Origin of the sequence: Oceanispirochaeta crateris (assembly GCF_008329965.1) — a bacterium.
In the GTDB taxonomy this organism is placed as follows: domain Bacteria; phylum Spirochaetota; class Spirochaetia; order DSM-2461; family DSM-2461; genus Oceanispirochaeta; species Oceanispirochaeta crateris.
Window position 1 is genome coordinate 784,897 of record NZ_CP036150.1, and the last position, 23,993, is coordinate 808,889.

At 43.8% G+C, this 23,993-nt stretch carries 24 protein-coding genes; 11 read left to right on the forward strand and 13 right to left on the reverse strand.

What is annotated here, in order from left to right; all coding sequences use genetic code 11:
- Positions 1-85: 85 nt before the first annotated feature.
- The gene (locus EXM22_RS03515) at positions 86-1,540 is read left to right on the forward strand and encodes a GGDEF domain-containing protein (RefSeq protein ID WP_149485180.1); all 1,455 of its coding nucleotides are present in this window, start codon (positions 86-88) and stop codon (positions 1,538-1,540) included.
- A 4-nt stretch (positions 1,541-1,544) separates the two neighbouring features.
- Here the strand turns inward: EXM22_RS03515 and trhA are convergent, their stop codons facing one another.
- The 3 genes from trhA to EXM22_RS03530 all read right to left on the reverse strand — a co-directional run bounded on the left by trhA (position 1,545) and on the right by EXM22_RS03530 (position 4,006).
- Complete coding sequence (gene trhA / locus EXM22_RS03520) at positions 1,545-2,189, reverse strand: PAQR family membrane homeostasis protein TrhA (RefSeq protein WP_210411545.1); 645 nt, start codon at positions 2,187-2,189, stop codon at positions 1,545-1,547.
- Between the two features lie 79 nt (positions 2,190-2,268).
- Complete coding sequence (locus EXM22_RS03525; RefSeq protein ID WP_149485181.1) at positions 2,269-3,330, reverse strand: diacylglycerol/lipid kinase family protein; 1,062 nt, start codon at positions 3,328-3,330, stop codon at positions 2,269-2,271.
- Positions 3,331-3,472: 142 nt separating this feature from the next.
- Positions 3,473-4,006 carry a methylated-DNA--[protein]-cysteine S-methyltransferase gene (locus EXM22_RS03530; protein WP_149485182.1) on the reverse strand — a complete coding sequence of 178 codons (534 nt, stop codon included), beginning with the start codon at positions 4,004-4,006 and terminating at the stop codon, positions 3,473-3,475.
- A gap of 203 nt (positions 4,007-4,209) precedes the next feature.
- Between EXM22_RS03530 and EXM22_RS03535 the strand changes: the two genes are divergently transcribed.
- A complete protein-coding gene (locus EXM22_RS03535) occupies positions 4,210-5,232 on the forward strand; it encodes a fatty acid desaturase (RefSeq protein ID WP_168203320.1) in 1,023 nt (340 codons plus the stop codon).
- Positions 5,233-5,240: 8 nt separating this feature from the next.
- On the opposite strand, the gene EXM22_RS03540 is transcribed toward EXM22_RS03535, so the two are convergent.
- Entirely contained in the window at positions 5,241-5,705 is a 465-nt protein-coding gene (locus tag EXM22_RS03540; RefSeq protein ID WP_149485184.1) for a SixA phosphatase family protein, read from the reverse strand.
- Positions 5,706-5,870: 165 nt separating this feature from the next.
- Between EXM22_RS03540 and rpsD the strand changes: the two genes are divergently transcribed.
- The 5 genes from rpsD (at position 5,871) to EXM22_RS03565 (ending at position 9,191) form a co-directional block, all read left to right on the forward strand.
- Entirely contained in the window at positions 5,871-6,488 is a 618-nt protein-coding gene (rpsD, locus tag EXM22_RS03545; RefSeq protein WP_149485185.1) for a 30S ribosomal protein S4, read from the forward strand.
- 128 nt (positions 6,489-6,616) lie between these two features.
- Positions 6,617-6,982, forward strand: a complete 366-nt coding sequence (locus tag EXM22_RS03550; protein WP_168203321.1) for a DUF1893 domain-containing protein — start codon at positions 6,617-6,619, stop codon at positions 6,980-6,982.
- A 1-nt stretch (position 6,983) separates the two neighbouring features.
- Complete coding sequence (locus EXM22_RS03555; protein ID WP_149485187.1) at positions 6,984-7,649, forward strand: metal ABC transporter ATP-binding protein; 666 nt, start codon at positions 6,984-6,986, stop codon at positions 7,647-7,649.
- Positions 7,646-8,458, forward strand: a complete 813-nt coding sequence (locus EXM22_RS03560) for a metal ABC transporter permease (protein WP_168203322.1) — start codon at positions 7,646-7,648, stop codon at positions 8,456-8,458. Before EXM22_RS03555 ends, EXM22_RS03560 begins: the two co-directional genes overlap by 4 nt.
- A complete protein-coding gene (locus tag EXM22_RS03565; protein ID WP_149485189.1) occupies positions 8,442-9,191 on the forward strand; it encodes a zinc ABC transporter substrate-binding protein in 750 nt (249 codons plus the stop codon). Before EXM22_RS03560 ends, EXM22_RS03565 begins: the two co-directional genes overlap by 17 nt.
- Before the next feature lie 101 nt (positions 9,192-9,292).
- Here the strand turns inward: EXM22_RS03565 and trpA are convergent, their stop codons facing one another.
- From trpA to EXM22_RS03600, 7 genes are all read right to left on the reverse strand, one after another.
- Positions 9,293-10,036 (reverse strand): tryptophan synthase subunit alpha, encoded by a 744-nt coding sequence (gene trpA, locus EXM22_RS03570; protein WP_168203323.1) that lies wholly within the window; start codon positions 10,034-10,036, stop codon positions 9,293-9,295.
- Positions 10,026-11,246 (reverse strand): tryptophan synthase subunit beta, encoded by a 1,221-nt coding sequence (trpB, locus tag EXM22_RS03575; RefSeq protein ID WP_149485191.1) that lies wholly within the window; start codon positions 11,244-11,246, stop codon positions 10,026-10,028. Before trpB ends, trpA begins: the two co-directional genes overlap by 11 nt.
- Positions 11,230-12,681: a bifunctional indole-3-glycerol phosphate synthase/phosphoribosylanthranilate isomerase gene (gene trpF / locus EXM22_RS03580; protein WP_149485192.1), complete on the reverse strand. Its 1,452-nt coding sequence runs from the start codon at positions 12,679-12,681 to the stop codon at positions 11,230-11,232. The genes trpB and trpF overlap by 17 nt, the downstream gene beginning before the upstream one ends.
- A complete protein-coding gene (locus EXM22_RS03585) occupies positions 12,678-14,279 on the reverse strand; it encodes a bifunctional anthranilate synthase component II/anthranilate phosphoribosyltransferase (RefSeq protein ID WP_149485193.1) in 1,602 nt (533 codons plus the stop codon). Before EXM22_RS03585 ends, trpF begins: the two co-directional genes overlap by 4 nt.
- Positions 14,280-14,281: 2 nt before the next feature.
- Positions 14,282-15,688, reverse strand: a complete 1,407-nt coding sequence (locus tag EXM22_RS03590; RefSeq protein ID WP_149485194.1) for an anthranilate synthase component I family protein — start codon at positions 15,686-15,688, stop codon at positions 14,282-14,284.
- Between the two features lie 103 nt (positions 15,689-15,791).
- Positions 15,792-16,427 carry a rhomboid family intramembrane serine protease gene (locus EXM22_RS03595; protein WP_149485195.1) on the reverse strand — a complete coding sequence of 212 codons (636 nt, stop codon included), beginning with the start codon at positions 16,425-16,427 and terminating at the stop codon, positions 15,792-15,794.
- Between the two features lie 95 nt (positions 16,428-16,522).
- Positions 16,523-17,284: an exodeoxyribonuclease III gene (locus tag EXM22_RS03600; RefSeq protein WP_149485196.1), complete on the reverse strand. Its 762-nt coding sequence runs from the start codon at positions 17,282-17,284 to the stop codon at positions 16,523-16,525.
- A 167-nt stretch (positions 17,285-17,451) separates the two neighbouring features.
- On the opposite strand from EXM22_RS03600, the gene EXM22_RS03605 reads away from it, so the two are divergent.
- From EXM22_RS03605 to EXM22_RS03615, 3 genes are read left to right on the forward strand one after another with little or no spacing between them, the layout of a single operon-like run.
- Complete coding sequence (locus EXM22_RS03605; RefSeq protein WP_149485197.1) at positions 17,452-17,925, forward strand: low molecular weight protein-tyrosine-phosphatase; 474 nt, start codon at positions 17,452-17,454, stop codon at positions 17,923-17,925.
- Positions 17,922-18,818 carry a fructosamine kinase family protein gene (locus EXM22_RS03610; RefSeq protein ID WP_149485198.1) on the forward strand — a complete coding sequence of 299 codons (897 nt, stop codon included), beginning with the start codon at positions 17,922-17,924 and terminating at the stop codon, positions 18,816-18,818. The genes EXM22_RS03605 and EXM22_RS03610 overlap by 4 nt, the downstream gene beginning before the upstream one ends.
- A 12-nt stretch (positions 18,819-18,830) precedes the next feature.
- Entirely contained in the window at positions 18,831-19,580 is a 750-nt protein-coding gene (locus EXM22_RS03615; protein WP_168203324.1) for a sulfite exporter TauE/SafE family protein, read from the forward strand.
- 21 nt (positions 19,581-19,601) lie between these two features.
- Here the strand turns inward: EXM22_RS03615 and EXM22_RS03620 are convergent, their stop codons facing one another.
- Positions 19,602-21,059, reverse strand: coding sequence for a TrkH family potassium uptake protein (locus EXM22_RS03620; protein ID WP_210411546.1), 1,458 nt, complete (start codon positions 21,057-21,059; stop codon positions 19,602-19,604).
- Positions 21,060-21,064: 5 nt separating this feature from the next.
- A complete protein-coding gene (trkA, locus tag EXM22_RS03625; RefSeq protein ID WP_149485201.1) occupies positions 21,065-22,471 on the reverse strand; it encodes a Trk system potassium transporter TrkA in 1,407 nt (468 codons plus the stop codon).
- A 212-nt stretch (positions 22,472-22,683) separates the two neighbouring features.
- Here trkA and EXM22_RS03630 point away from each other — a divergent pair, with 212 nt between their 5' ends.
- Positions 22,684-23,991 (forward strand): PhoH family protein, encoded by a 1,308-nt coding sequence (locus EXM22_RS03630; RefSeq protein ID WP_149485202.1) that lies wholly within the window; start codon positions 22,684-22,686, stop codon positions 23,989-23,991.
- Positions 23,992-23,993 lie beyond the last annotated feature (2 nt).

Consider the following 23,993-nt stretch of genomic DNA (forward strand, 5'->3'; position numbering starts at 1 on the left):
TTTCTTTTGAAATTTTCTTTATCTTCGATCAATACAGATAAATTTTTCCAATAACTCGCAAATATTTTCCAAGTATGATAATTTAATGTTCGGTGAAATCAAATTCTCATATATAAGCAAGGATTTAAACATGCCATTGGGTCCCTCCGGAGAAATTCCCATACGGGTCTTTCGTAAATCATTGAGAAAGCTAGGCGTTTTCCTTCATAACTATTTAACCGGAGAGTCATTTCCCAATGAGCTGTGGTCGTCCTGGGGATACAGTGATGAGGAGCTGGCTAAGAATCATTGGATTCAGATCCTTCATCCCGATGATGCCGTGCGTATCAAAGAAGCTATGAGATTGGTTCACGAAGGAAAGGAATATCTTTATGATGAGATATACAGGGTCAGGACAAAGTCTGGTGATTACCGATGGATTTCAAGTACAGGAAATTTTATCTCCAGAAACGAAAAGGGTGAAGGCGAATTATATCTAGGTGCAGACAGAGATATAACAGAGTTAAAACTAACTGAAGAGCGCTTGTCTGAAGCCTTGCATCTGGCACAGTCTAGGAGCTGCATGATCGAATCTCTAATGGAAGCCTGTGCAGCAGTGACCTCTGTATTAGAGTACAAGGATTCTATCGAAATGATCCTTAAAAAATCCCAACAGGTCATCCCCTATGACTGTGCAACAGTTCAGCTCCTACAGGATAATCGCCTGATTGTTGTTGGCGCCAGGGGATGGGAGAATGAAGAGTCCATTATTGGATTGGAGCTTCCCCTCAGCGCTAATTTTCCGAATTCAAAGGTCATTCAGGAACAGCAGGGCATGATTCTTCATGATTTTTCAAGCTTTGATGAACCTGATATTCCCATTTTCAATAAAAATCATAGTTCCTGGATTGGTGTTCCCCTCGTTTTTAATGAAAAAGTCCTTGGTTTGTTATCTTGTAACCGTATGAACTCAAAGCATTTTGATGCTGATCATCTGGAAATGACCAGAGTTTTTGGTGGATTCATCGCTATTGCACTCAATAATGCGCAACTTCATGAAGAAATGAAACAACTTGCCAATACGGATTCTCTTACGGGTCTTCATACAAGAAGATGGTTTTATGAGAGCGGTCAACGATTGTTGAATCAGTCTCACCGGCATCATTGGCCCCTGGCGGTGATTATGATGGATCTGGATGACTTTAAGAGTATTAATGATGTTTATGGTCATCAGATGGGAGATGATGTTCTAGTGGAAGTCTCACGCATAATAAAGGCTGTAACCAGAAAAAGTGATCTTCTCTGTCGCTATGGGGGGGAGGAATTTTCAATAATACTTCCTGAAACAGATCTTGATGTTGCCAAAATTCTTGCAGAGCGGATTCTCGTTAGCATTGAATCTTTAAAATTTGAGGGGCTGGATCAAGAGGTCACCATTTCTATAGGCATATCTGTAAAAATTCAAGGCAAAAAAAATGTCATAGATGACCTGATGTCCGCTGCTGATGAAGCTTTGTATCTGGCTAAAAGACGAGGTAAAAATAGATGGGCCAGTCTCTAGTCCATTAAAGATATAAGATGAACCCTATGAAAAAACTAATTCCTCCTGAGAGCACAAAGAGGTGCCAGACGACATGACTCAATGGAATTTTTTTTGTCAGATAAAAGAAAATCCCTATTGTATAGGAAAAAGCGCCAATTATAAGCCACAGGATGAGACCTGAGGGAAAATGCTGAATGATGGGTTTGACGGCCAAAATGAGTAGCCATCCCATGGGAAGGTAGAGAAGATCCGAAAGGAGATGTTTTTCCCTGATAAAGATTGTTTTCATTAATATTCCAAGAAGAGCCAGTCCCCAAATTGTTCCAAACAAAACCCAACCTAAAGTTCCTCCAAGTCCCAGAAGCACAAAGGGGGTGTAGGTTCCCGCTATAAGGAGATAGATCGCGGCTTGGTCAATGATTCTGAAGACCTTACTGGCCTTTGGCATGTCCGAGAATTGATGTGTTAAAGCAGAAGATAGGTATAGAAGGATTTGAAAAGAGCCATAAATACTAAAAGAAACATAGGCCAGAGTTGAACCACCACTACTGCCGGTATGCACCAGGAGGATGACCAGTCCGGCAATACTCAGTCCCGCTCCTATTGCGTGTGTGAGTGAATTCAGCTTTTCTTCTACGCTGTGATTTTCGATTGTCATTGTTTTCATATCTCTAGATCATAGTCAGGAATAGAGTTTCCTGACAATGGTGCTCATGTACTAATTTGTACTGTCAGTGAACGATGTTTTAATCGGATTCTCTATGGATGGGGTGGAACTTTTCATAAAAACTAACGGGAACAAGGAATTGAAGCGCCTGGGAGGCTACCTCTATGTTGACCGGGCCATCAGTGCGTTTTAACTCTCCATCAATATGGAACACTCTTTCTTTTAGGGGCTGCAGGTGCATTTCCTTGATTTTATAGTGTTCAATCAATGGTAGTCCGCGCTTTGCATTCCAGCTGTTTATTCGATCGTACTGGCCGTTCCATAAATAAAAGAGCTGAAAGGGTATGGCCAAGGGGCTTGTCATATTGAAAAGATAAACATCAAAGAGTCCGTCATTACAAACAACATCAGGACATATTTTATAATACCATCCAAAATAGGGTCTGACTCCTAATTCAATAAGGGACGCTCTCGTCTTTACAGTATATCTCTCAAAGGGAAACTCTGCGTTGGTTCTGGTTCCACGAAAGGCAAATCGGCCGTTTTTCATATTAAGGGTTTGGGTTTCAGAGAGGAGCCGGGTTTCTTTCCAGACGATCCGGATGGCCGGAAGAAGGTAGGGAAGAAATCCAGGACGGGGTGCTTTGTCTCCCCCTGTTCGCCTATTAAGATTTCTGGCCTGCAGTATTCTGGCATCCAAACCCGTTCCGAAGAGCTGACCGTATATGGTTTTTCCACTATAGGAAACCTTGAGGAGGTCCACCTTCTGTATCAGATTTCTATCCATACTCTTCAGATAAGTCTTCACCTGTTTTGCCAGTATTTTGGGGACTTCGTAACTGTCCTGAATTCCATTGCCACTCCCGCCTCTTAAGAAACCAACAGCGATCTGGTTCCGTCTTCCCTCATCTGCTTCTTTCATAAGTATATTGAGTACCAGATTGGCTGTTCCGTCACCGCCCCATATGAGAAGGTAGGAATCCCTGGATTTTATAAACTCAATAATCAACTCTTTGAAATGATCCCGGCTGGTACTCTCTTTGATGGTTCCGCCTTCTATATACCTCATCAATCGTTTCAGTTTTTTTGAGAATCCAGGATATCGTCCCGGATTAATGATCAAATGAAATTTTCTATCCATAAATCAAGGTCTCCTATAAGCCAAGTATAGTACAAGAAATCCATGGGAGGGGAGGGTCAAGATTCTGGGTGGAGAGGTTCAAAACATGGGGTATGTGTGGATTGTTATTGATCATTAGAATCGCGCAGCCCTCCATTGTCACTCAGGATGTAAACAGTTTTTTTTGAAGACTGTTGGAAGCTTCCAAGGCTAACAGTTTTTCCTTTGCGGAGAGACCTCCGGCATAGCCGACTAATTCTCCCCGGGCTCCGATAATTCTGTGGCAAGGGACAATGATAGAGATGGCATTGGCTCCATTTGCTCCTGCTACGGCCCGGATTGCCTTTGTATTTCCAAGGCATTCTGCTTGTTTTGCATAAGTGGATGTGATTCCGTAGGGAATGTTCAATAGCTCCTTCCAGACAGCTCTTTGGAAATCTGTACCCAATGGAAGAAGAGGCAGATCAAATATTTTCCGATCGCCCTTAAAATATTCTTCCAGCTGCCCGATGGCTTCTTGGATGATATCAGATCCCTTAGTACTCCACTCTGCTTTCAGCGTACGTTTAATCCGTCGATCTATTGTAGATCTCATTTTTCTATATTTCCAATCACAAAGGCAGATTTTGCCTTCATAACTCCCCATGATGAGAATACCCAAAGGGGAGTTATATTCAGCTGTGTGCACTTGATTCATCTTTGCTTGTCCTTTTTACGGCGTTATAATCCATTTTAGTATAATTCATAAAAGGAATGCTGGCTCAGAGAGTTTTAAAATGCTTCTCTCTGGAGGGTCTTAGAGAGAATCGGCAGCAATAAAATACAATAATTCACAGCTAATTCCCTATACGGTTCAAATCTTTGAAGAATAATATGAATTATAATTGTACAGGAGGCATTATGGTCCGGAATATTCAGTTTTATAGAACTCCCATTGATCGGGAGGCACTCAGGACTCTTACTCAAAGAAAAGACCTACCCGGTTTGATCCAATGTCTGAGCCTGTTAACGGTCTATCTCTTCACCACCTGGGTGAGTTTTTATTTTTTCAGACACGAATTATGGATTCCCATGGTCATGGCCTGTTATATCCATGCTATGCTTAGTAGTTTTTTGGGAATGGAAGCAACAGTTCATGAGCTCAGTCATAAAACTCCCTTTAAATCAAAGTCATTGAATGAGATCTTTTACGGACTTTTTTCCTTTCTAAGTTGGAATAATCCTATTCACTTCAGGGAAAGTCATAAAAGGCATCATCAAGTGACAGTCTTTAAGGGTCTGGATAAAGAGGTTGTTCTTTCTCCCGCACCATTTCATATGAGGCATATCCTCAGCTGGTTCTTATTCGATTATCAGAAATTTAAAAATATTATGAGAGGGAATCTCTCCTATGCTTTGGGAAGAGATATTCCAGATACTTTTTATTGGGACCCACTTTTTGAAAAAGATGATCCCCAAAGACAAAGCATGTTTCTTTGGTCCCGGTTTCTCATCCTGGGACATCTGATCTTTTTGGGACTGTTTATCTATTTTCAACTATGGGTTTTCATCTTTACTTTTACCTGTAGTTACTTTTTCGTTACTTTCCTGGGCCGGTTTACGGGAATTGTTCAGCACATCGGTTTAAAACCGAGTGTTCCCGATTGGCGCATGACCTGTCACACCATGGTCTTTGGGCCGGTGATCAGCTTTTTTTATTGGAGAATGAATTATCATATCGAGCATCATATGTTTGCGGCGGTTCCATTTTATAACCTTCCGAAACTTCATGCATTGATGGCTGCAGATACTCCTCTTCCGGTAAAAGGATTTATAAGAGGAGTCAAAAAAATCATGAGTCTCATGAAAGAACAAAGGAAAAATCCGGAGTGGGTGTACATTCCAGACCTACCAGCCGGTGCCGGGCCGGCAAAGATGACATAAAGGATCGCTTAAAAATCCTTTGGACAGAGTATTAAAGAATCCACCAGCTTCCACTCACATCCGGAATCTATTAGGTCTATGACCACCACACAGCTGGTGGGCATATCAACGTTGTGGCCCAGTATCTGCTGGGCAGCTAGTGAGATTCCCGGGTTGTGGCCTACGATGAAAAGAGACTCTTCCTCTTCCATGGATGTCATTGCCGTTTCTAATATGATTTGGGATGATGCCAGATATAGCTCTTTTTTTTCTTCTATGACAGGACATTCCAATACTTCCGACATTATACGAGCGGTTGTCAGGGCTCGAAGTGCGGGGCTGGATATAATTCTTGTAGGAATAATCCCTCTCTTTTTTAATATCTCCGCCATAAATGGAGCATCTTTAAGACCTTGACTATTTAAGGACCGGTCAAAATCATCTGCTCCTGAATCCCAACCAGATTTTCCATGACGAATCAAAACAAGCTTCATCCATTACTCCCATATTTCTTTATCAGAAGAAATTATATTGTATAAAGGCATCTTTTGAAAATATGCTTTTCATTATATTCGTATATATTGACTCATCGCTGTGAACAATATATTATGTCGGGACGCTCTGTGAGGGCGTAAATATATATCAGGAGATATGAAGTAATGGCAAGAAATTCCAAAGCTAAGGGAAAAATTGTCCGCCGCTTAGGTGTCAACATTTACGGTAACAGTAAATATGATAAATTACTTAAGAAAAAACCGCACGGACCAGGAATCGAAAAAGGTAAACGGATCCGAAAAAAAGAAAGCGATTTTGGTAGACAGTTAGTAGAGAAACAGAAAATCAGATTTGCCTATGGTCTGAGCGAAAAACAGTTTTACAATTTGTTTGTTAAAGCCAAGAGACTCTCTGGTCTTTCCGGTGATAACATGATGATCCTTCTTGAGAAGAGACTGGACAACGTTGTATACAGACTGGGTCTCGCAACAACCAGAACTCAGGCAAGACAGCTTGTCAGCCACGGACATATTTATGTGAATGGCCGCCGCTGTAATATTCCTTCAAGAAGCCTTGTTGAGGGTGATGAAGTAACAATCAAAGATAGCGAAAAGAGTAAAAAGCTTGTTCGGGAAAGTTTGGCTAGAAATAACCAGTCTGTTCCTGTATGGCTCACTTTTTCTGAAGACAGCCTGAATGGCCGGGTAGAAAGAAGTCCTTACAGGACCGATATTGTCTCCGTTGCCAACGAACAGATGGTTGTTGAGTTCTATTCTAGATAATTCTAGATTATTTGAAACAAAACCCGGTTTTTGCCGGGTTTTTTTTATTATAAATGTTTGTTAGTGCATTCTCCTTTATCTACTGAACAGGGTAGTATAAAGATCCTTTATCAAAATTGGAGGTCCTCTTGAATCTTACTGTAACCCATAATGATACAGTTGTTTTCACTCACGATGGTCACTGGCTTCATCCTTTATTTGCCTTGGAGGATTTTTTGAAGGAGTCCGAATGGGACTGTTCGGAACTTTTTCTCAAGGATAAATTGATTGGAAGAGCTGCGGCTGTTCTTATTCATCGAATGGGTTTTCGCCGCTGTCATGGTTCTACTCTCAGTTCCCGTGGCTTATCCCTTTTTGAAGACTTGGGTATCCAATGCAGTTATGATCTTCTGGTTGATAAACTAGACTGTCAGACTGAACTCATTCTTACGGATGATCTATCTCTGGAAGAGGCGTACCAGGAATTGAGCCGCCGTGCAGGAAGAGCCAATTAAAATGTCTGTTCCGGCTTTAGAGCTGTCAAATCTCATTGTTTCCAGACAGGGACGCCTTGTTCTCAAGGGTATTAATTTTTCCCTGGAAAAGGGATCGGCCGCCGTCCTTAGTGGATCTAATGGATGCGGTAAGACAACACTGTTGCGCTGTATCGCCGGTCTCCTTCCTTATGACCAGGGGAAAATCCAAATCATGGGATATGATAAATCCTCAGTCCACTGGCAGAAAAGGCGCCATTCTCTTGCCTATGTTTCACAGGAACAGCCTCATAAAGCATTTCCTGTGACAGTCATGGAAATGACTGCAACGGGGCTGGCCGGCATCAAGAAAAGCCGATCCGAAAGAGAGCGGATAATCGATAGCTCCCTTGAGGCCTGTGGATGTCTGGACTTAAAACAACGTTCATATTTCACATTGTCCGGAGGTGAGAGGCAGAGAGTCGCCTTGGCCCGCTGCCTTGCTCAGGGTGCAGATGTGCTGCTTTTAGATGAACCTATGACCTATCTGGATAAAGAGGGACGTATTCTGTTCAGCACCCTTCTGGATCATATAAGAATGAGCTTTGGGATTTCGATATTGCTCGTGACTCATACTCAAGATGATTTTACTTCTGAAGAATGGCAGAGAATCTCATTGAAAGATGGGGTTTTGGAGCTTCAAGAATGATAGAACTTCTTTCTTTTCCACCCGTATTCAGAGGCTTTGTATCACTCTTGGCCGCTGGCCTCTGTTTTCCCCTCTCGGGAATCTTTATCCTCAGATTAAATCTCTTGAATTTACGCTTTATGCTGATGCATGGAGTCATGCTGGCCGGCGCCATAGCCCTGTCCGCCTCTCTTGATCCTCTGCTGTGCGCTTTGGGAATTAATCTTTTCCTTGTTTTGCTCATAACATCTATGTCCAGACGTTCAGATATCCCTACGGGTGGACTGACGACCTTTTTTATGGTCATTTCTGTAGGGGTGGCCATGGCTCTGATTTATAAAAATCAAATTCCAGTGCAGGACACGATGAATCTGCTCTGGGGAAGTATCTTTGCCCTAAGCCAAAGAGATTTATTCCTCCTCCTTTTTTTCTGTTTAGTGATTCTTCTCTTTGTCCTTTTTAAGTACAGACAGATCAGTGCTGTCCTTATCGATCCTGAAACGGCTCGTACTGCCGGTGTGAATGAAACATTGATTTTCTATCTCATCATGATTTTCACCGGGATCACCATTGCCTTCGCCATGCGTCTGGTGGGAGCCCTTCTATTAGATGCCCTGGTTCTGTTACCGGCAATGACTGCTGTTTCTTTTTCCAGATCTCTTAAGTCCATGTTTATTACGGCTTCTCTCTCGGGATTCCTTTATAGCTTGGGCGGTTTTTTATTGGCTTTGAAAGTGGACTTACCCGTTAGCTCCGGGGTTATACTCGTGGCGGGCGTCTGCTTTGGAATAACATATATAGTGAGGTTAATTTATGAAAAGCATAACTAAATGGACCCTTCTTGTCCTTTTTATTTCTTTCGGTCTGAATTTATCTGCTCAATCTGTGGTAGCTACCAATGGGTGGACAGCTTCCTTTGCTCAGTTGGCAGGAGCAGATGATGTGCTGATTCTTGCCCCTTCGGATATGAAGCATCCCCCTGAGTATGAAATATCGCTCAAGGAGATGCAGATTGTTGCCCAGGCAGATTATCTGGTGTTTGCAGGATATGAAGCCATGATGGGCAGAATCAGGGAATCATTGGGAGATGAAAGTCAGCTCAAAATGATTCAGATTACCACTGTGAACAGTCAGCAGATGATTCATGAGTCTGTAATGAAGATCGCGGAAGTTCTGGGGACTCAATCTGTGGCGGCTGAGAACCTGAAGAACTTGGATGATTTTTTTGATCTCTGGAGAAAAGATTTGTCCTGGCATCAGGAAATGCTCTCATCTGTTATTGTTCATTTCCATCAGAATGGACCGGCAGGGAGCCTGGGAATTAAACCTCTTATGGTCTTTGGACCTGCCCCCCCAACTCTGGGAGAAAATGCCGAGGTTCTTAAAATCAAACCGGCTTTGATTATAGATAATTATCATAACCCGGTTGCCGATCCTTTTCTGGAAATGGATGAGGAACCAGCCATCGTCCGTTGGATAAACTTCCCCGGCACTGAGGGAACAACGACCCTGATGGATGTTCTGGAGTATAACAGGAAGCAGTTGAATCAGGTTCTTGACTAGAGGGTGGAATGAGCCCCTCCCCTAAGAGGGGCTTCAAGTCCTAAATTTGCAACAGTGCCGATTATCCACCGGCACTGTTGATATGGAATTTGAAATATTCTTTATTGGAGAAGCATCTCCATTGTAGATAGGGCCGCATCTTTCAAGGATGATCCTTTTTGAAGAGCCTGTGTCACAGCATTGACAAATACGGACCCCGCTACCACAGCATCACAGCGTGGAGCCAGTGTTTTAACCTGTTGAGCCGTCCGAATCCCGAATCCCGCCATAACCTTAGAATCAGATGTCTTTAACTGATCCAAAAGAGATAAATTGCTCTCATCCAGCGTAGTGGCACTGCCTGTAATACCGCTTCTTAAAGCTGTGTAGATCCACTCCTGCTTGAGAGCCAAAATATCGCCGAGTCTTTCCTTTGAGATGGATGGTGTTATGACTGGAAGGATAGGCATGTCATACTTCTTACCCAGAGCATATAGGCCTTCATCTCTTCCCAAAACCAGATCGGGTATGATTAGACCAGCGGCACCGACTTTTTTCGAATGAACTACAAAATCTTCCATACCCCTAGTGAAGACAATATTTCCATAACTCATCAGGAATATGGGGATTTTTAACTCTTCATTCAGATTTTTCAATTGCTCCAGGGCCTGGTCTACGGTAAAGTTTTTTTCCAGGGCCTGGCGGCAAGAGTTTTCTATGGCAGGACCATCGGCGCTAGGATCTGAAAAGGGGATCTGCATCTCCAGATAGGAAGCGCCTCCTTCAGCCAAACCTCTGGCCACCTCCATGGACCCCGCTGCATCCGGGAATCCCGCAATAAAGTGAGCTACAATTTTAGTCGACATACTTTCTCCTGCTTTCCTTTTGAAGGAACCTTTTCCAGTTTTCTCCATCCAATGCGGCTGCGGATATAAAAATATCCTTATCACCTCTACCGGACATATTGATGATGAGGTTTTGATCTGGTCTCATTTCTTTGGCCAGTTTCATGGCCGCTGCACCGGCATGAGCCGATTCCATGGCAAATATCAACCCTTCATGGCGGGCAAAGAACTTCAGTGCTTCCAGCGCTTCATCATCTTTAGCCTGTGTAAACTCTAGACGTCCCTGTTCTCCAAGGCTGGCCAATTGGGGACCGATCCCCGGATAATCCAACCCGGCAGATATGGAATGAGTCTTCAGGACCTGACCATCGCTGTTATGTAAAAAAAGACTCTTATATCCCTGAATAATGCCGGGACGGCCCGTGTCAGCCATTCTAACGGCGTTATTTCCCTCTCCATCACCCCGTCCTCCTGCTTCTACCCCCACCATCCTTATGGACGTATCTTCTAGGAAAGGGGATAGAAAACCAATGGCGTTGGAACCTCCGCCCACACAGGCAACCATGGTGTGTATGGGAAAGGTCGCCTGTTCCTGTATTTCCCGTCCTATAACAGATTGAAATTCTCTGACCATGTCAGGGTAGGGGGACGGCCCCAATGCGGAACCCAGGAGGTAATGAGTCTTATCGCTGTTTGCCGTCCAGTCTCTAAAGGCTTCGTTTACCGCATCCTTGAGGGTTCTGGAGCCGGATGTGACCGACCGGACTTCCGCACCATACATTTCCATCCAATAGACATTGGGATGTTGACGGCGTATGTCTTCTTCGCCCATATAGATAACACAGGGTAGACCCAGCCTGGCACAGGCTGCCGCTGTGGCTACTCCATGTTGTCCGGCCCCGGTTTCGGCTATGATCCTTGTTTTTCCCATACGTCTGGCCAGTAATGCCTGACCCGCCGCATTGTTTATTTTATGGGCTCCCGTGTTGGCCAGTCCTTCCAGTTTGATGTAAATCTGAGCTCCACCCAGAGCTTTAGAGGCATTCTTTGCCGGAAGTAACGGGGTGGGTCGGCCGATAAAATCCCGGCAGAATTCATCGAATTCTCCGATGAATTCAGGATCATCCAAGGCGTCCTGAAATCCTTGTTCCAACTCTTTGAGCGGGGCTTGCAGTACTTCTGGAACATACCGTCCCCCATAGGGGCCGAAATAATCATTGTATCGAGGCATAAGAATTGATCTCCTTGAAAAATGCATTCATCTTGGATGGATCTTTTATTCCGGGACTGGATTCCAGTCCGCTGGATAGATCAACCAGGTTAGGATTAAAATCCTTGAGGATACTGGCGATATTCTCTGGATTCAAGCCACCTGCCAACCAGAGTTCTCCCCTATCTCTGGCAATCTCCACCAGAGATCTCTCAATTTGTTTCCCCGTCCCTCCGGCTTTTCCCTTGCTGAAAGCGTCCAGAAGACAGGGGAGGGGATTGTAGTCAGTGATTCTATCCAATGAGTCTGTGTCTTTGACACGGAGAGCCTTGTATCCCTGACCGTTCCATACTTGGTTTGGATTTTCACTCCCATGGTACTGTATCATATCTAAAAAGCCCTCATCCAGAAGGTTCTGAATCTCATCCGGCAGCGGCTCTCCATCGGAAAGCACAACGACAGCTACTTTTAAGGCTTTAGCCGTTGGGAGACTGCGCAGGAATTCTGCATTCGTCTGTCTTGGAGAGGGTGCTAATATAAAACCGCAAAGATCTGCACCCAAATCAACGGCCATATCAAAGTCTTTTCGATTGGTAAGCCCGCAGATCTTAACCAGAGGGCGTCCCTGAACCGTCATTCCGGCGATTCTACTCCATATATCATTGGAAGGTTGAGAGGCTTGAGATTCCATCTTCGTTTTTAATTGGACAATGAGTTCGGGGTTCCTCACAACTCCCTCGCCGACGAGGAGACCGTTAAATCCCGACTGGAGGGCAAATTCCCCGTCCTGGGCCTTGAGTATTCCTGATTCATAGACCACCCGGCAGTCCCATGTTACATAGCTTCGGATTCTGAGAGGTTGCAGGGGATAAATTCTGAAAGTTTTTAAATCCCTGCAATTGATTCCAACCAGCTGAGGCTTTAAGGGTTCGGCTTTTGCTGCATCTTCTCTAGAATGAAGCTCCACCAGAGCCGTCATTCCCAGCTCTTCACACCTTCTATACATGACTTCTAGGACGGGTGCTTCCAGCAAAGAGGCGATGAGCAGGCAGGCATCTGCTCCGGCTCTGAAGGAAACGTCTATATCCTCAGGAGTTAAAAGGAAATCTTTTCTTAAAACTGAAAGTTCAGGACAGGATGTTTTCACATCCATCAAATCCTGAAGAGAGCCTCCAAAGTAATCGGGCTCTGTGAGGACACTCACATGAGTGGCCCCTTTGGTTCTGTACAATTTGGCCTGGGTATCGGCCCGGGGAATCTCGTCTATTTTCCCTTTGGAAGGACTTTTGCGCTTCACTTCGCAAATCAGCATTTTTTCTCTGCAGAAGGGTGTCAGAGGCATCTGACGTGTGGCTGGGATCGCAAAGCCTTCTTCTGCTCCGAGGGCCTTCACTCTTGAGGCTCTCTTCATGGCAATTTCAAGCCGTATATCCTGGCTTTCTTTCCTCTGATTCATGAAAATCTGACCTTGTTGATTTGCCGGAGGTTCTTAACCAGGTTTAAGACCTTACCCTCGGTAAGGGTCTTTTTGGCCAGCGAGTATCCTTCTTCGATTGAGCTTGATTGTCCATAGACAAATGAAGCCGCTCCTGCATTAAGGCAGCAGGCCTCTATACAGGCCTTGTTTCCCTGTCCTTTTAGGATCGCTACAGCCATTTTGGCATTATGATCGGCAGAACCTCCGTTTAGATCATCTGTTGTATAACCCTTGATGCCCACAGAGGCCGGGTCAAAGAGGGAATCTGTTTCTATTCCATCCTGATCTATGAAAAAGACCCTTGTGGGAGCCGCGGGTGATATCTCATCTAGACCATCCTGACTATGGACTGTCATGACTCTTCTCACACCCAGGAGTCTTGCTGCTCTAGCCATGATGGGACAAAGATCCGAGTCGTAAACTCCAATGAGTTGGCATTCCGATTCTGCAGGATTCACGAGAGGCCCCAGCAAATTCATAATCGTCTTTATACCCATTTCCCTTCTAACTGGGGCGGCATGGCGCATGGCTCCATGAAAAATTGGGGCAAATAGGAAGGCAAATCCATTTTCTTTGATCATGCGGACAGCCTCTTTGGGAGAGCTTTCAACGGGTATGCTGAGACCTCTGTAAAAGTCGGCGCTTCCGCTTTTGGAGCTGACTGCTTTGTTTCCGTGTTTTGCCACGGGTATTCCCATGGCTGCAGTAATGAGGGCCGAGAAAGAGGAAATATTGAATGTTCCCCGTCCATCACCGCCTGTACCGCAGGTGTCTATTGTCTTCTCAGCAACTTGAACGAATTGTTTCTTTCTTTGCAGAACCCGTGCACATCCTGCCACTTCGTGGGCCTTGATGCCCTTGGCGTTTAAGGCGGTCAGAATGGAGGCTATAAAGGCCTCTGAAAGGTTTCCCTCAGTGAGTTCATCCATGAAATCTTCTGCTTCTTTTTCATCTAGATCCTGTTTCTCAAGGAGTTTTTTGAGCAGTCCAGTCTTGTTGAGGGGATCTCTTTTGTATTTTAGAAAATTCTTTAACAATGTCTTTCCGTCTTCACTTCCAATGGATTCAGGATGAAACTGTACACCTTCTAGAATATGAGACTTATGACGTATTCCCATGATTTCGTTATCTTTAGAACGGGCACTGATTTCAAGGCATTCTGGCAGTGATTCCTGTTCAGCAGCCAGAGAATGATATCTGGTAAACCTGGATTCGGAAGGCATATTTCTGAACAGACCTTTGCCATCGTGATCGATGACTTCTACCTTACCATGAACTATCCTGGCCGCGGAAACTATATTTCCTCCCAAGGCTTGAACAATGGTCTGATGACCCAGACAAATGCCGAGGATGGGAACCTTTCCTATAAAATGCTTAACAACTTCCAATGAAATACCGGCGTCTTCAGGACGACCAGGACCGGGGGATAAGATGATCCTGGAGGGGTGCAAATTGGCAAGATCAGACAGGGTTATTTTATCATTTCTATGCACTTGAATCTCTTCATCGCTTAACTCTTTCAAGTACTGGTACACATTGAATGTAAAAGAATCATAATTATCAATCAGGGCTATCATATTTATACCTCTACTCCTGCTGCCAGGGCCATGGCCCTCATCTTTTCTTTTGTTTCTTCCAATTCCCGCTCAGCCGTCGAATCATAGACAATTCCGCCACCTGCCTGGAGGTAAAGGAAATCATCCTTTTTAAGAGCACTTCGAATGGTAATACAGCTGTCGAGGCTCCCGTTGGCATCAAAATATCCTACAAGTCCTGCATAAAACCCTCTGTTGATCTTTTCAAGACGAGAGATGGTTTTAATGGCCTGGATTTTAGGCGCACCGGAAACGGTTCCTGCCGGAAATGTCGCGCGAATGACATCCGCAGCATTTACATCATCTTTTAATTTACCTTTGACCTCAGACACAATATGCATCACCTTTGAATACCGTTCAATGATCATTTTTTCAGTAATTTCGATACTGCCGGGAGTGCAGACTCTTCCCAGATCATTCCTAGCTAAGTCGACCAGCATGAGGTGTTCTGCAATTTCCTTTTCATCAGAAAGAAGTTCTTTTTCCAGAGCTCGATCCTCTTTTTCATTCTTGCCGCGTCGTCTGGTTCCCGCAATAGGGCGGATAATCACTTCGCCGTGGATCACTTTGACATGGACTTCAGGAGAGGCCCCTAACAGCTGATAGCCGTCAAAATCAAGGTAGAACTGATAGGGAGAGGGATTCTTGGACCGAAGGTTCCTATAGGCGTCCATCGCCGTCTGTTGTGTATGTACAGTTAATCTTCTGGAGGGAACAGCTTGTAGTAGATTACCCTTGATGATTTCATCTTTTAAAACATTAACCATCTTGACATATTCTTTTTCACTTTCCGGGTCAGGTAAAAGTGTGCCTTTTATGCTCTGGCTGTTCTCTGTCATATAATTGAAATTAAAGTCTAAAATACGTTTTTTCACAGCTTCTACTGCGTCTTCGAGATTGACTTCGAAATCTGGATAGTTGAGACCAATCAGATTGATTTCATCGGTGTAATGATCAAACACGAGGACAACATGACCAAAGATGAACTCTGCCAGGGGTAAACCCAGTGAATCTTCTCTCTCAACAAACGTTATATCATCACAATAGGCTGCAAATTCAAAGGATAAGAAACCCATGCCGCCGGCAGGAATTGGAAATTCTTCCTTTATATCCTGGTGCCAGGATGCCATTTTCTGAAGTACGGGGAGTATATCCTCATCTTTGTGGCTGATCCTGTCCTTTCCCTTTTCTGAGATTCTATAGACAACATCATTCTCCTGTACTATGCGGAAAGCCTCATCCACCAATAGAAGGGAATACCTGGAATGTCCTCCAGATAAGGATGATGATTCCAGTAGGCATTTGGCATTGAGTTTTATGGCCAGTGCACAGGGTGTGAATTTATCACCCGGAACCTTGATGCTGTAGTATCTTTTATTTTTATCAGGCATGTTTCATCTCTCCATTGTTTCTTTGAGTAGAAACGTTCTTATGTATAGAAACATAAAGAAATGGTATAATCCTGTCAATACTAAATTGAATAAAAATAGGGGATTACTGAATGATCGTTTCTTTAGCGGAACTATTTGGAGATGCTGTAGGAGTGGGTGAAATATTCCTTTTGGGTGCACTGCTGAAAAAATTCAGAAAGAGACCATAAACGGCACCGCAAATTCCCCCCACTATATGTGATATTTGAGACACATCGTCGTTTTTAAAGACATTGAGAAATTCTTTGACAAGATAAACGCCCAGGATTGCCAGGAAGGAAACGGGAATCTCTTTTTTCTGTGAACCCGCAAAGGATGTGAGCAGGATCATCATGAAGGCAATGCCGCTGGCACCCAGTAGTTCTGTCGGAAAGAAAAGAGCATTGAGAAGTCCGTTGATCAGTGTGGTGATGATCATCATGAATGCCAACTTGCCAGACCCGTATTTTTCTTCTAAAACAGGACCCAAAAGAAGAATGAATGTTAGATTCTGAAGCAGATGATCCCAGTTGGCATGACCGAATCCGTGGGTCAGGAGGCGTATGTAGGCAGGAAAGTCATCCAGCTGAAAAGTCAAGGCACCCTCTGCGGTAAACACACCTTGAACCAATCCGGGAACAAGGTATTGGTCGCAAACCAGAATAAAGGTGCAAATCAGCCCGAAGGATAGGGTAACGGGAGCGTTATACTTCAATCTCATTCTTCTATATTCTCCTTTTCCAATTGTCGGCTTTTTGCGATAAATGGTTAATCCTCAGATCATAGAAGATACGATTTTTGATGAGATTGAAATATTCAGTCCAGTATGAGTTCTATGGGACAATGATCGCTTCCCATGACTTCCTGATGTATCAGGCTGTCTTTTACCCGGGGCAAGAAACTGTCATTCACACAAAAGTAGTCCAGTCGCCACCCTACGTTCCGCTCTCGGGCCTTCATCCTGTAGGACCACCAGCTATACTGTTCGGGTTCTTTATGAAATACCCTAAACGTATCTGTATAGCCATTTTCGGTAAAATCATCCATCCAGGCTCGTTCTTCCGGTAGGTAACCGGGGTTCTTTTCATTATTTTTAGGATGTGTCAGGTCTATGGGTTTATGGGCTACATTCAAGTCTCCGCAAATTACGATGTTCTTACCCTCAGAGACCAGTGTATCCAGTTTCGATTTTATGGCCTGATTGAAGCGGATTTTGTAATCCAGCCGTTTTCCCTCTGATTGTGAATTGGGGAAGTAGCAGTTGATGAGTGTGAAATCCTGGTATTCGGCAATGAGTGTTCTTCCTTCCACATCGAACTCTTCAATTCCAAGGGGAGTGACGCTCCGAGGCTGGACCTTTGTATACAAAGCGGTTCCACTATACCCTTTTTTTTCGGCACTGATAAAGAAACTGCTGTAACCGTCTCTGTTCATAAAATGCGGTTTTAATTGTTCTGGCTGAGCCTTTGTCTCTTGAAGACATAGAATATCCGGCTGAAAATCATCCATCCATTCAAAGAGTCCTTTACCCTCTACAGCCCGTATTCCATTTACATTCCAGGACACAATCTTTGTCATAATCACCTCGCAAATCTAATATTCTAGGTCAAGGCCTGATTATGAGTCAATACATCTTTGAATTCAATGAAGAGATATCAGCAAATATCTAATTATAATGAATGCAGCAGCGTGAGCTTTCTCTGTCATGCTTTACCCTGTGCAGTGACTCTTTGTATAATATTAAAATGTCTGATTTTAAAGTGATGTTTGTCTGTCTTGGAAATATATGTCGTTCACCCCTGGCCCATGCGGTTTTTCAGCAAAGGGCAGAAGAAGAAGGATTGAATGTATTTGTTGAATCCTGCGGAACGGGAGCCTGGCATATTGGAGAACCTGCCGATTCAAGGATGCGCAGGACGGCGCAGGATCATGGTGTGGTGATCAACCATTTGGCTAGGAAATTTCAACCGTCTGACCTGGATGAATATGATCTGATCATTCCCATGGACAGATCAAATCGTAAGGATTTATTGACTCATGCCCGGCCTGTTCATCAGGAAAAGATTCATCTCATGAGAGAATGGGACCCCCAGGGAGGGCAGGATGTACCTGATCCATGGTATGGAGGACCCGAAGGGTTTGAGACCGTGTATGACATTGTGGACAGAAGCTGCCGGGTCCTGATAGATCAATTGAAGAAGGATGAAAAGCTTTCATGAAGGAATTGCCCCTGTTTTCTTCTCTATCAAAGGCGTTAAGCTCGCTGGAAGGGGAGGATAAGCCCTGTGTCAGTGAACATTCTGTCAGTGGGGGATGTATCAGTAGCACCTCTGTGCTGACTCTTTCCAGCGGACGGCGTATCCTCATGAAAAAGAACAAGGCCGATGTACTGGGGATGTTCCAGGCAGAAGCATCCGGGTTGAAAGAGCTGGCTCAAACAGAAGAAGGCCCAAGAGTTCCGGCCGTTTTGGCCTGTGGGATAGATGAGTCCGAGTCATTTCTCCTCCTGGAGTACATTGAACCAGGTGAAAAAGGGGAGAATTTCTGGGAAGATTTCGGATGCTCCCTGGCAAAACTTCATAGGAATGTTCGTAGCAAATACTGCGGTCTTGCTTACGATAATTTTATTGGAGCCAGTCGGCAGGTCAATTCCATCACCACCGGCTGGATCGAGTTTTTTAGAGACTGCCGCTTGGGATTTCAAATCAAGATGGCACGGGAAAATGGACTCATCGATAAGAAGATGCAAACTCTGTTAAATCGGGTCATGGACCGATTGGACCAGATCCTTATCCCCTGTGATGATGAAGAGGCCAGTTTGCTTCATGGGGACTTATGGTCGGGTAATTACATGTGCGGTCATGACGGGAAGGCCTGGATTTTTGATCCGGCAGTTTCTTTTGGTCATAGAGAAGCAGACCTGGCCATGACAGAACTCTTTGGTGGGTTTTCTTCCTCGTTTTACCGGGGATATCAGAAGGAATGGCCCCTGCATCCGGGATATCATGAAAGAAAGGATCTCTATAATCTTTATCATATGCTCAATCACTTAAATCTTTTTGGTGGGAGTTATGCAGGCTCTGTTCTGTCATTAGCCCGTCAATACTCTTGAAGGATGTACTCATTGTTAAGCGAAATACTTTCCTGGCAGGATTGGATTATCCTGTCTCTCTGTGCTCTCACCATCGGCGGGAATAAAGCCGGCCTTAGAGGGATAAATATCATTGTTATACCTATTTTTGCTTCCTATTTCGGAGGTAAAGCGTCTTCATCCACAGTACTGCCCCTGCTCATTTTGGGGGACATATTCTCGGTGATCATTTATAGAAAGAATATCAAGTGGTCCTATCTGAAACAGCTTCTACCCTCAACCCTCGCCGGTTTGGCAGGGGGGATGCTTCTAGGACAGCTGTTCTCAGACAGATCATTCATATATGTTATGAGCTTTTTTATTTTGTTCTGTCTGATTCTCATGGTATATAAGGAGTTTTCAAGCAAAACTCTGATTCTTCCCGATCATTGGGCTGCTCATAGCATTGCTGGATTCACCGGGGGATTTTCATCCATGGTCGGAAATGCGGCAGGACCCATTATGTCCCTGTATCTCTTGTCCATGAATCTGCCTAAAATGGTGTTTATCGGTACGGGAGCGGTCTTCTTTTTTATCGTTAATCTACTAAAAATTCCGGTTCACCTTTTCATCTGGAAGTCCATGAGCTTAGAAACACTGAAAATTTCCCTCATATTGTCTCCCTTTATTTTATTGGGATTGTTTTTGGGGCTGAAGCTCGTTCGGATCATACCGGAAAAGCCTTTTCGATTGTTCATCATTCTGGGAACACTGCTTGGAACGGTCAAACTATTTTTGGGATAATCTTGGTACGGCACCAATCCTCTACAGCTTTCTCCAAAAATGAGGAATAAAAAGAACCATCACAGTATATATTTCCAAACGGCCCATCATCATTGCCAAACTGAGGAACCATTTGATTCCCGGTTGAAAGAAGGAAAAGTTCATTGTCGGTCCTACCAGATTAAAACCGGGACCGATGTTTCCTACAGTAACCAGAGCTGTCGAAAAAGAGCTGAGGATATCATATCCTCCTCCGGCAACAACTACAGTTGTCACAAGGAGGGTGAATACATAAAGAAATACAAAACCGGTAATCACAGAGATGATATCCTTTCTTAGGACCATTTTATTTAGTCTGAGATGGAATACACCACGAGGGTAGATCAGTCTCTTCAGCTCCCTGAAAGCCAATTTAAAGAGGGTTACGATTCTGACAACCTTAATCCCACCTCCGGTAGATCCGGCACATCCCCCTACAAACATCATTAAGAATAAAATTGTTTTACTGAATTCCGGCCAGAGATCATAATTGGTCGTGGCAAATCCTGTGGTCGTGAGGATGGAAGCAACCTGAAAGGCAGCATACCGGAGGCTTTCAAAGAAACCATGAAACACATGATTTTTCATGAGTGAAAAAGTAATGGCCAATGATGCTATCAGGAAAATTCCAAGATAGGCTTTCATTTCAGAATCGATGAGAAATCCCTTGATTCTGCCTGTTAACAGTTTGAAATACAGGGCAAAGTTCAATCCTGCCATCACCATGAATATGGTGATCACCCAGTGAATAAAAGGGGAATCATAATAGCCCACACTTGTGTTTTTCGTGCTGAATCCCCCGGTTGCCATGGTACCGAATGTATGAGTCAAAGAATCAAAGAGATTCATGCCTCCCAACAAGAGTAAAAGAGTCTCTATGACAGTCATACCGAGGTAGATAAACCATAGAAGTTTTGCCGTATGGGCAATCTTTGGTGTTATTTTATCGACTGACGGGCCGGGAGCTTCCGCTTTAAGAAGCTGAAGTCCTCCAATTCCCAAGAGGGGAAAAACAGCCACCGTTAAGACAACGATTCCCATACCGCCCAGCCAATGCGTCAGGCTCCTCCAAAAGAGAATCGAGAAGGGTAAGCCTTCAATGGCCGTTAATATGGAGGCACCTGTTGTGGTAAAGCCGCTCATTGTTTCAAAATAGGCATCTGTAAAGGAAGGTATGGTTCCAGATAGATAAAAAGGCATGGCTCCCAATGCGGATGCACTGATCCATGCAAGACTGACAAGCATGAAACCATCTCTGGGACTCATGACCTTGTCCCTGTTTTTTCGGGTAATTACATAGAGTCCAATGGCAAGAGGTAAGAGGACAATGATGGGAAGAAGGAAGGCTCTTAAGCATTCAGTTTCCCCATAAAACAGGGCAATTCCAGCGGGAATGAGCATAAACAATGATATGATGGCCAGCAGGATCACCAGAACATGAAGAATCAGTTTCATTTTCATAATATTTATCCGGATATGATCTTTTCAATGCGTGAGACAGATTCTCTTTCCAGGATCAGAACCACATAATCATTGCGTCCAATTATGGTGTCGCCTGTTGGAATAATATCCTGTCCTTCATGAGAGAGAAAAATAACAAGAGATTTTTCAGGAAGTTTTAATTCACTGATTTTTTTACCGGCAATGGGAGAGTTTTCTTCTATCTGAAACTCTACAACCTCTAGTTTACCCCCCGACAGGGCATGGACATTTTTGATATTCCCCTTTCGTATGACCTTTAGGATGGAGTTGACGACTGTGTCATTTAGACAAACCGTGACATCTACATTTAAATTGTGAGCCATGTTGCGGTAACTGTTTCTTATAACAAGAGCCATGGCCTTGTCCACACCAAGTGTTTTGGCATAAATCCCTGTAATTATATTGAGTTCCTGATTATTGGTGGCAGTTATAATGAGGTCTGTTCCAGCTAAAAATTCTTCTTCATTAAAGCTGTCATCTGTTACATCCGCATGTGTCACAAGGACTTGAGGAAATCGTTCCGCCAATTCTTTGCAGCGATCGTAGTCTTTTTCGATAATCTGGAGAGACCGTTTGTGTTTTCTATTGAATAAACGACCAATCTTGGATTTGCCCACACGTGAAAAGTTGTTGTGATCCTGATTCAGGAGTTCTTCCACAACATAGGCGCTGATATGCCCCCCTCCAATCAAAGTTATCTGGTTTAATTCAGATTTTTTAAGGTCTTCAAGCTTAAAAATCAGTTCAAAACCCTTTTCAGAAGAGATAATATACAGCTGATCGCCTTCCTGGATAATTGTTTCACCCGATGGAATTATATAATGTTCATCCCTGAGGATGGCGGCTATCAAAAAGGCAAAGTCCATATTTTGTCGTACCGATTTTAGGCTTTGACCGACAAAGGCAGATTCTTTACGTATGTTCAGGTTCCGCATCTGAAGACTTGTGTTTTCAAAAAGCATGATATCACTGCGTGCCCCATGACTGATGGCATAGCTGATGATTCGTGCGGCTTCAATCTCCGGATTAATCACATAATCGATTCCCAAAAAGGAGTTTGAAATCATTTTGGTACGTGAGTAATCCAGGTTTCTGACCCGAGCAATTGTCTTTACTTTGTCATATTCGGCAGATACCAGACCGCAGGCAATGAGGTTTGTTTCATCACTATCGGTCACGCTAACAAAAATATCAGCCTTTTGAATACCTGCCTTAGTCAGCCCTTCCAGACTATTTCCTTCATCATTGATGATAAGGCAGTCCAGTCTGTTGGCCGCATCTCTGGCTTTTTCAGAGTCTCTCTCTATGAGAGCCACATCCTTTTTTTCCAGTACCAATTGCCTGGCCAGCTGTGTTCCCACGCGTCCGGCACCTAATATTACTATATACATAACTTCCAAGAGAATACTCGCATTTTTCTCTTCTTGTCAATTTGTAGGGTCTTTTAAAAGGGCTTAATAGTGGTATTGATGTTTACAAATGGTCTGTGTTTTAAAAATATTCAATGTTTAAAGTCGGTTCAAAAAATCAATAAAGAGGAAAAACGATTGCTTCAGATCCGGAATAAATCTATAATTAGGAGTATTTTCCGGGAGTTTCATCCATGAAAGACAAGAAGAAGACCTTCGTAATAGACACCAATGTACTGATCCATAGGCCCGATGCAATTTTGTCTTTCAAAGACAGTGATATCGTGATTCCCATCTGGGTGCTGGAAGAATTGGATAAGTTAAAGAGCGAACATGAAGGCCGCGGCAGAAGCGCCCGTGCTGCTATTCGTTTTCTGAATGAGATCAGTCATCACGGTAATTTGCAAAATGGTGTTAAACTTGAAAATGGAGGCACCCTCAGGGTCAGCCTTGATTTTGATCGCTCCGTCGAAGAGTCTTTAACATCAGCGAAAATGGACAATAAAATCATACTTTGTGCCAAGTTTTTACAGCATAAAAATCCAGATGTCTTCTTTGTTTCCAAAGATATCAATGCCAGAATCAAGGCTACCTCCATCGGCATACATGCCGTTGATTATGAGAAACACAAGGTCAATATACAGTATCTTTATGATGGTTACAGAGAAATCTATGGTGAAAAAAAGCTTATGGAAGACTTGGAAAACAGGGGTGAAGCAAGCCCAAAGGATATAACGGTTTACCCTAACCAGTATGTTATTCTGAAGGAAAGTGCGACTTCCAAAGCCTTTCAAATAGCCCGCTGGGATGCAAAAAAGGGTTTATTAAAGTCCATTGTACCCACTATTGAACCAGTGCTGGGGATCCGCCCTCTCAATTTACAGCAGCGGATAGCGCTGGACCTCCTAATGGATGATGAGGTTAAACTTGTTACACTCATAGGTAAAGCCGGTACGGGTAAAACTCTGCTGTCTCTTGCTGCCGGACTTAAAATCACCATGGAAGAAAAAAACTATACCCGTGTGCTCTTGAGCCGCCCTGTTATTCCAATGGGTAAGGACATCGGGTATTTACCTGGAGCAAAAAGTCAGAAGATGAGTCCCTGGATGCAGCCGCTTTTTGATAATCTTGAGTACATTATTGAGGTGGCGCATAAACAGAATCTCAAGAGTATTGACCAGGTAATGAATAATAAAATAATAGAAATTGAGGCTCTTACTTATATTAGGGGACGTTCACTGCCCAGGCAGTATATAATCATAGATGAGGCTCAGAACCTGAGCCCTCATGAGGTCAAAACAATCGTCAGTCGTGCCGGTGAAGGGACGAAAGTCGTCTTAACAGGTGACCCTCATCAGATTGATAATCCTTACCTGGATGCAGAATCGAATGGGCTGTCCTGTCTTGTGGAAGCCTTTCGGGACGTAAATCTGGCCGGACATATAACTTTGGGGCATTCAGAAAGAAGCCCATTAGCAGAACTGGCATCGGAGCTTTTATAATT

Excerpts from the sequence above, each read along its gene's own strand:
- EXM22_RS03515 (WP_149485180.1), top strand. The coding sequence starts at position 86 with ATGTTCGGTGAAATCAAATTCTCATATATAAGCAAGGATTTAAACATG.
- trhA (WP_210411545.1), bottom strand. The coding sequence starts at position 2,189 with ATGAAAACAATGACAATCGAAAATCACAGCGTAGAAGAAAAGCTGAAT.
- EXM22_RS03525 (WP_149485181.1), bottom strand. The coding sequence starts at position 3,330 with ATGGATAGAAAATTTCATTTGATCATTAATCCGGGACGATATCCTGGA.
- EXM22_RS03530 (WP_149485182.1), bottom strand. The coding sequence starts at position 4,006 with ATGAATCAAGTGCACACAGCTGAATATAACTCCCCTTTGGGTATTCTC.
- EXM22_RS03535 (WP_168203320.1), top strand. The coding sequence starts at position 4,210 with ATGGTCCGGAATATTCAGTTTTATAGAACTCCCATTGATCGGGAGGCA.
- EXM22_RS03540 (WP_149485184.1), bottom strand. The coding sequence starts at position 5,705 with ATGAAGCTTGTTTTGATTCGTCATGGAAAATCTGGTTGGGATTCAGGA.
- rpsD (WP_149485185.1), top strand. The coding sequence starts at position 5,871 with ATGGCAAGAAATTCCAAAGCTAAGGGAAAAATTGTCCGCCGCTTAGGT.
- EXM22_RS03555 (WP_149485187.1), top strand. The coding sequence starts at position 6,984 with ATGTCTGTTCCGGCTTTAGAGCTGTCAAATCTCATTGTTTCCAGACAG.
- EXM22_RS03560 (WP_168203322.1), top strand. The coding sequence starts at position 7,646 with ATGATAGAACTTCTTTCTTTTCCACCCGTATTCAGAGGCTTTGTATCA.
- EXM22_RS03565 (WP_149485189.1), top strand. The coding sequence starts at position 8,442 with ATGAAAAGCATAACTAAATGGACCCTTCTTGTCCTTTTTATTTCTTTC.
- trpA (WP_168203323.1), bottom strand. The coding sequence starts at position 10,036 with ATGTCGACTAAAATTGTAGCTCACTTTATTGCGGGATTCCCGGATGCA.
- trpB (WP_149485191.1), bottom strand. The coding sequence starts at position 11,246 with ATGCCTCGATACAATGATTATTTCGGCCCCTATGGGGGACGGTATGTT.
- trpF (WP_149485192.1), bottom strand. The coding sequence starts at position 12,681 with ATGAATCAGAGGAAAGAAAGCCAGGATATACGGCTTGAAATTGCCATG.
- EXM22_RS03585 (WP_149485193.1), bottom strand. The coding sequence starts at position 14,279 with ATGATAGCCCTGATTGATAATTATGATTCTTTTACATTCAATGTGTAC.
- EXM22_RS03590 (WP_149485194.1), bottom strand. The coding sequence starts at position 15,688 with ATGCCTGATAAAAATAAAAGATACTACAGCATCAAGGTTCCGGGTGAT.
- EXM22_RS03595 (WP_149485195.1), bottom strand. The coding sequence starts at position 16,427 with ATGAGATTGAAGTATAACGCTCCCGTTACCCTATCCTTCGGGCTGATT.
- EXM22_RS03600 (WP_149485196.1), bottom strand. The coding sequence starts at position 17,284 with ATGACAAAGATTGTGTCCTGGAATGTAAATGGAATACGGGCTGTAGAG.
- EXM22_RS03605 (WP_149485197.1), top strand. The coding sequence starts at position 17,452 with ATGTCTGATTTTAAAGTGATGTTTGTCTGTCTTGGAAATATATGTCGT.
- EXM22_RS03610 (WP_149485198.1), top strand. The coding sequence starts at position 17,922 with ATGAAGGAATTGCCCCTGTTTTCTTCTCTATCAAAGGCGTTAAGCTCG.
- EXM22_RS03620 (WP_210411546.1), bottom strand. The coding sequence starts at position 21,059 with ATGAAAATGAAACTGATTCTTCATGTTCTGGTGATCCTGCTGGCCATC.
- trkA (WP_149485201.1), bottom strand. The coding sequence starts at position 22,471 with ATGTATATAGTAATATTAGGTGCCGGACGCGTGGGAACACAGCTGGCC.
- EXM22_RS03630 (WP_149485202.1), top strand. The coding sequence starts at position 22,684 with ATGAAAGACAAGAAGAAGACCTTCGTAATAGACACCAATGTACTGATC.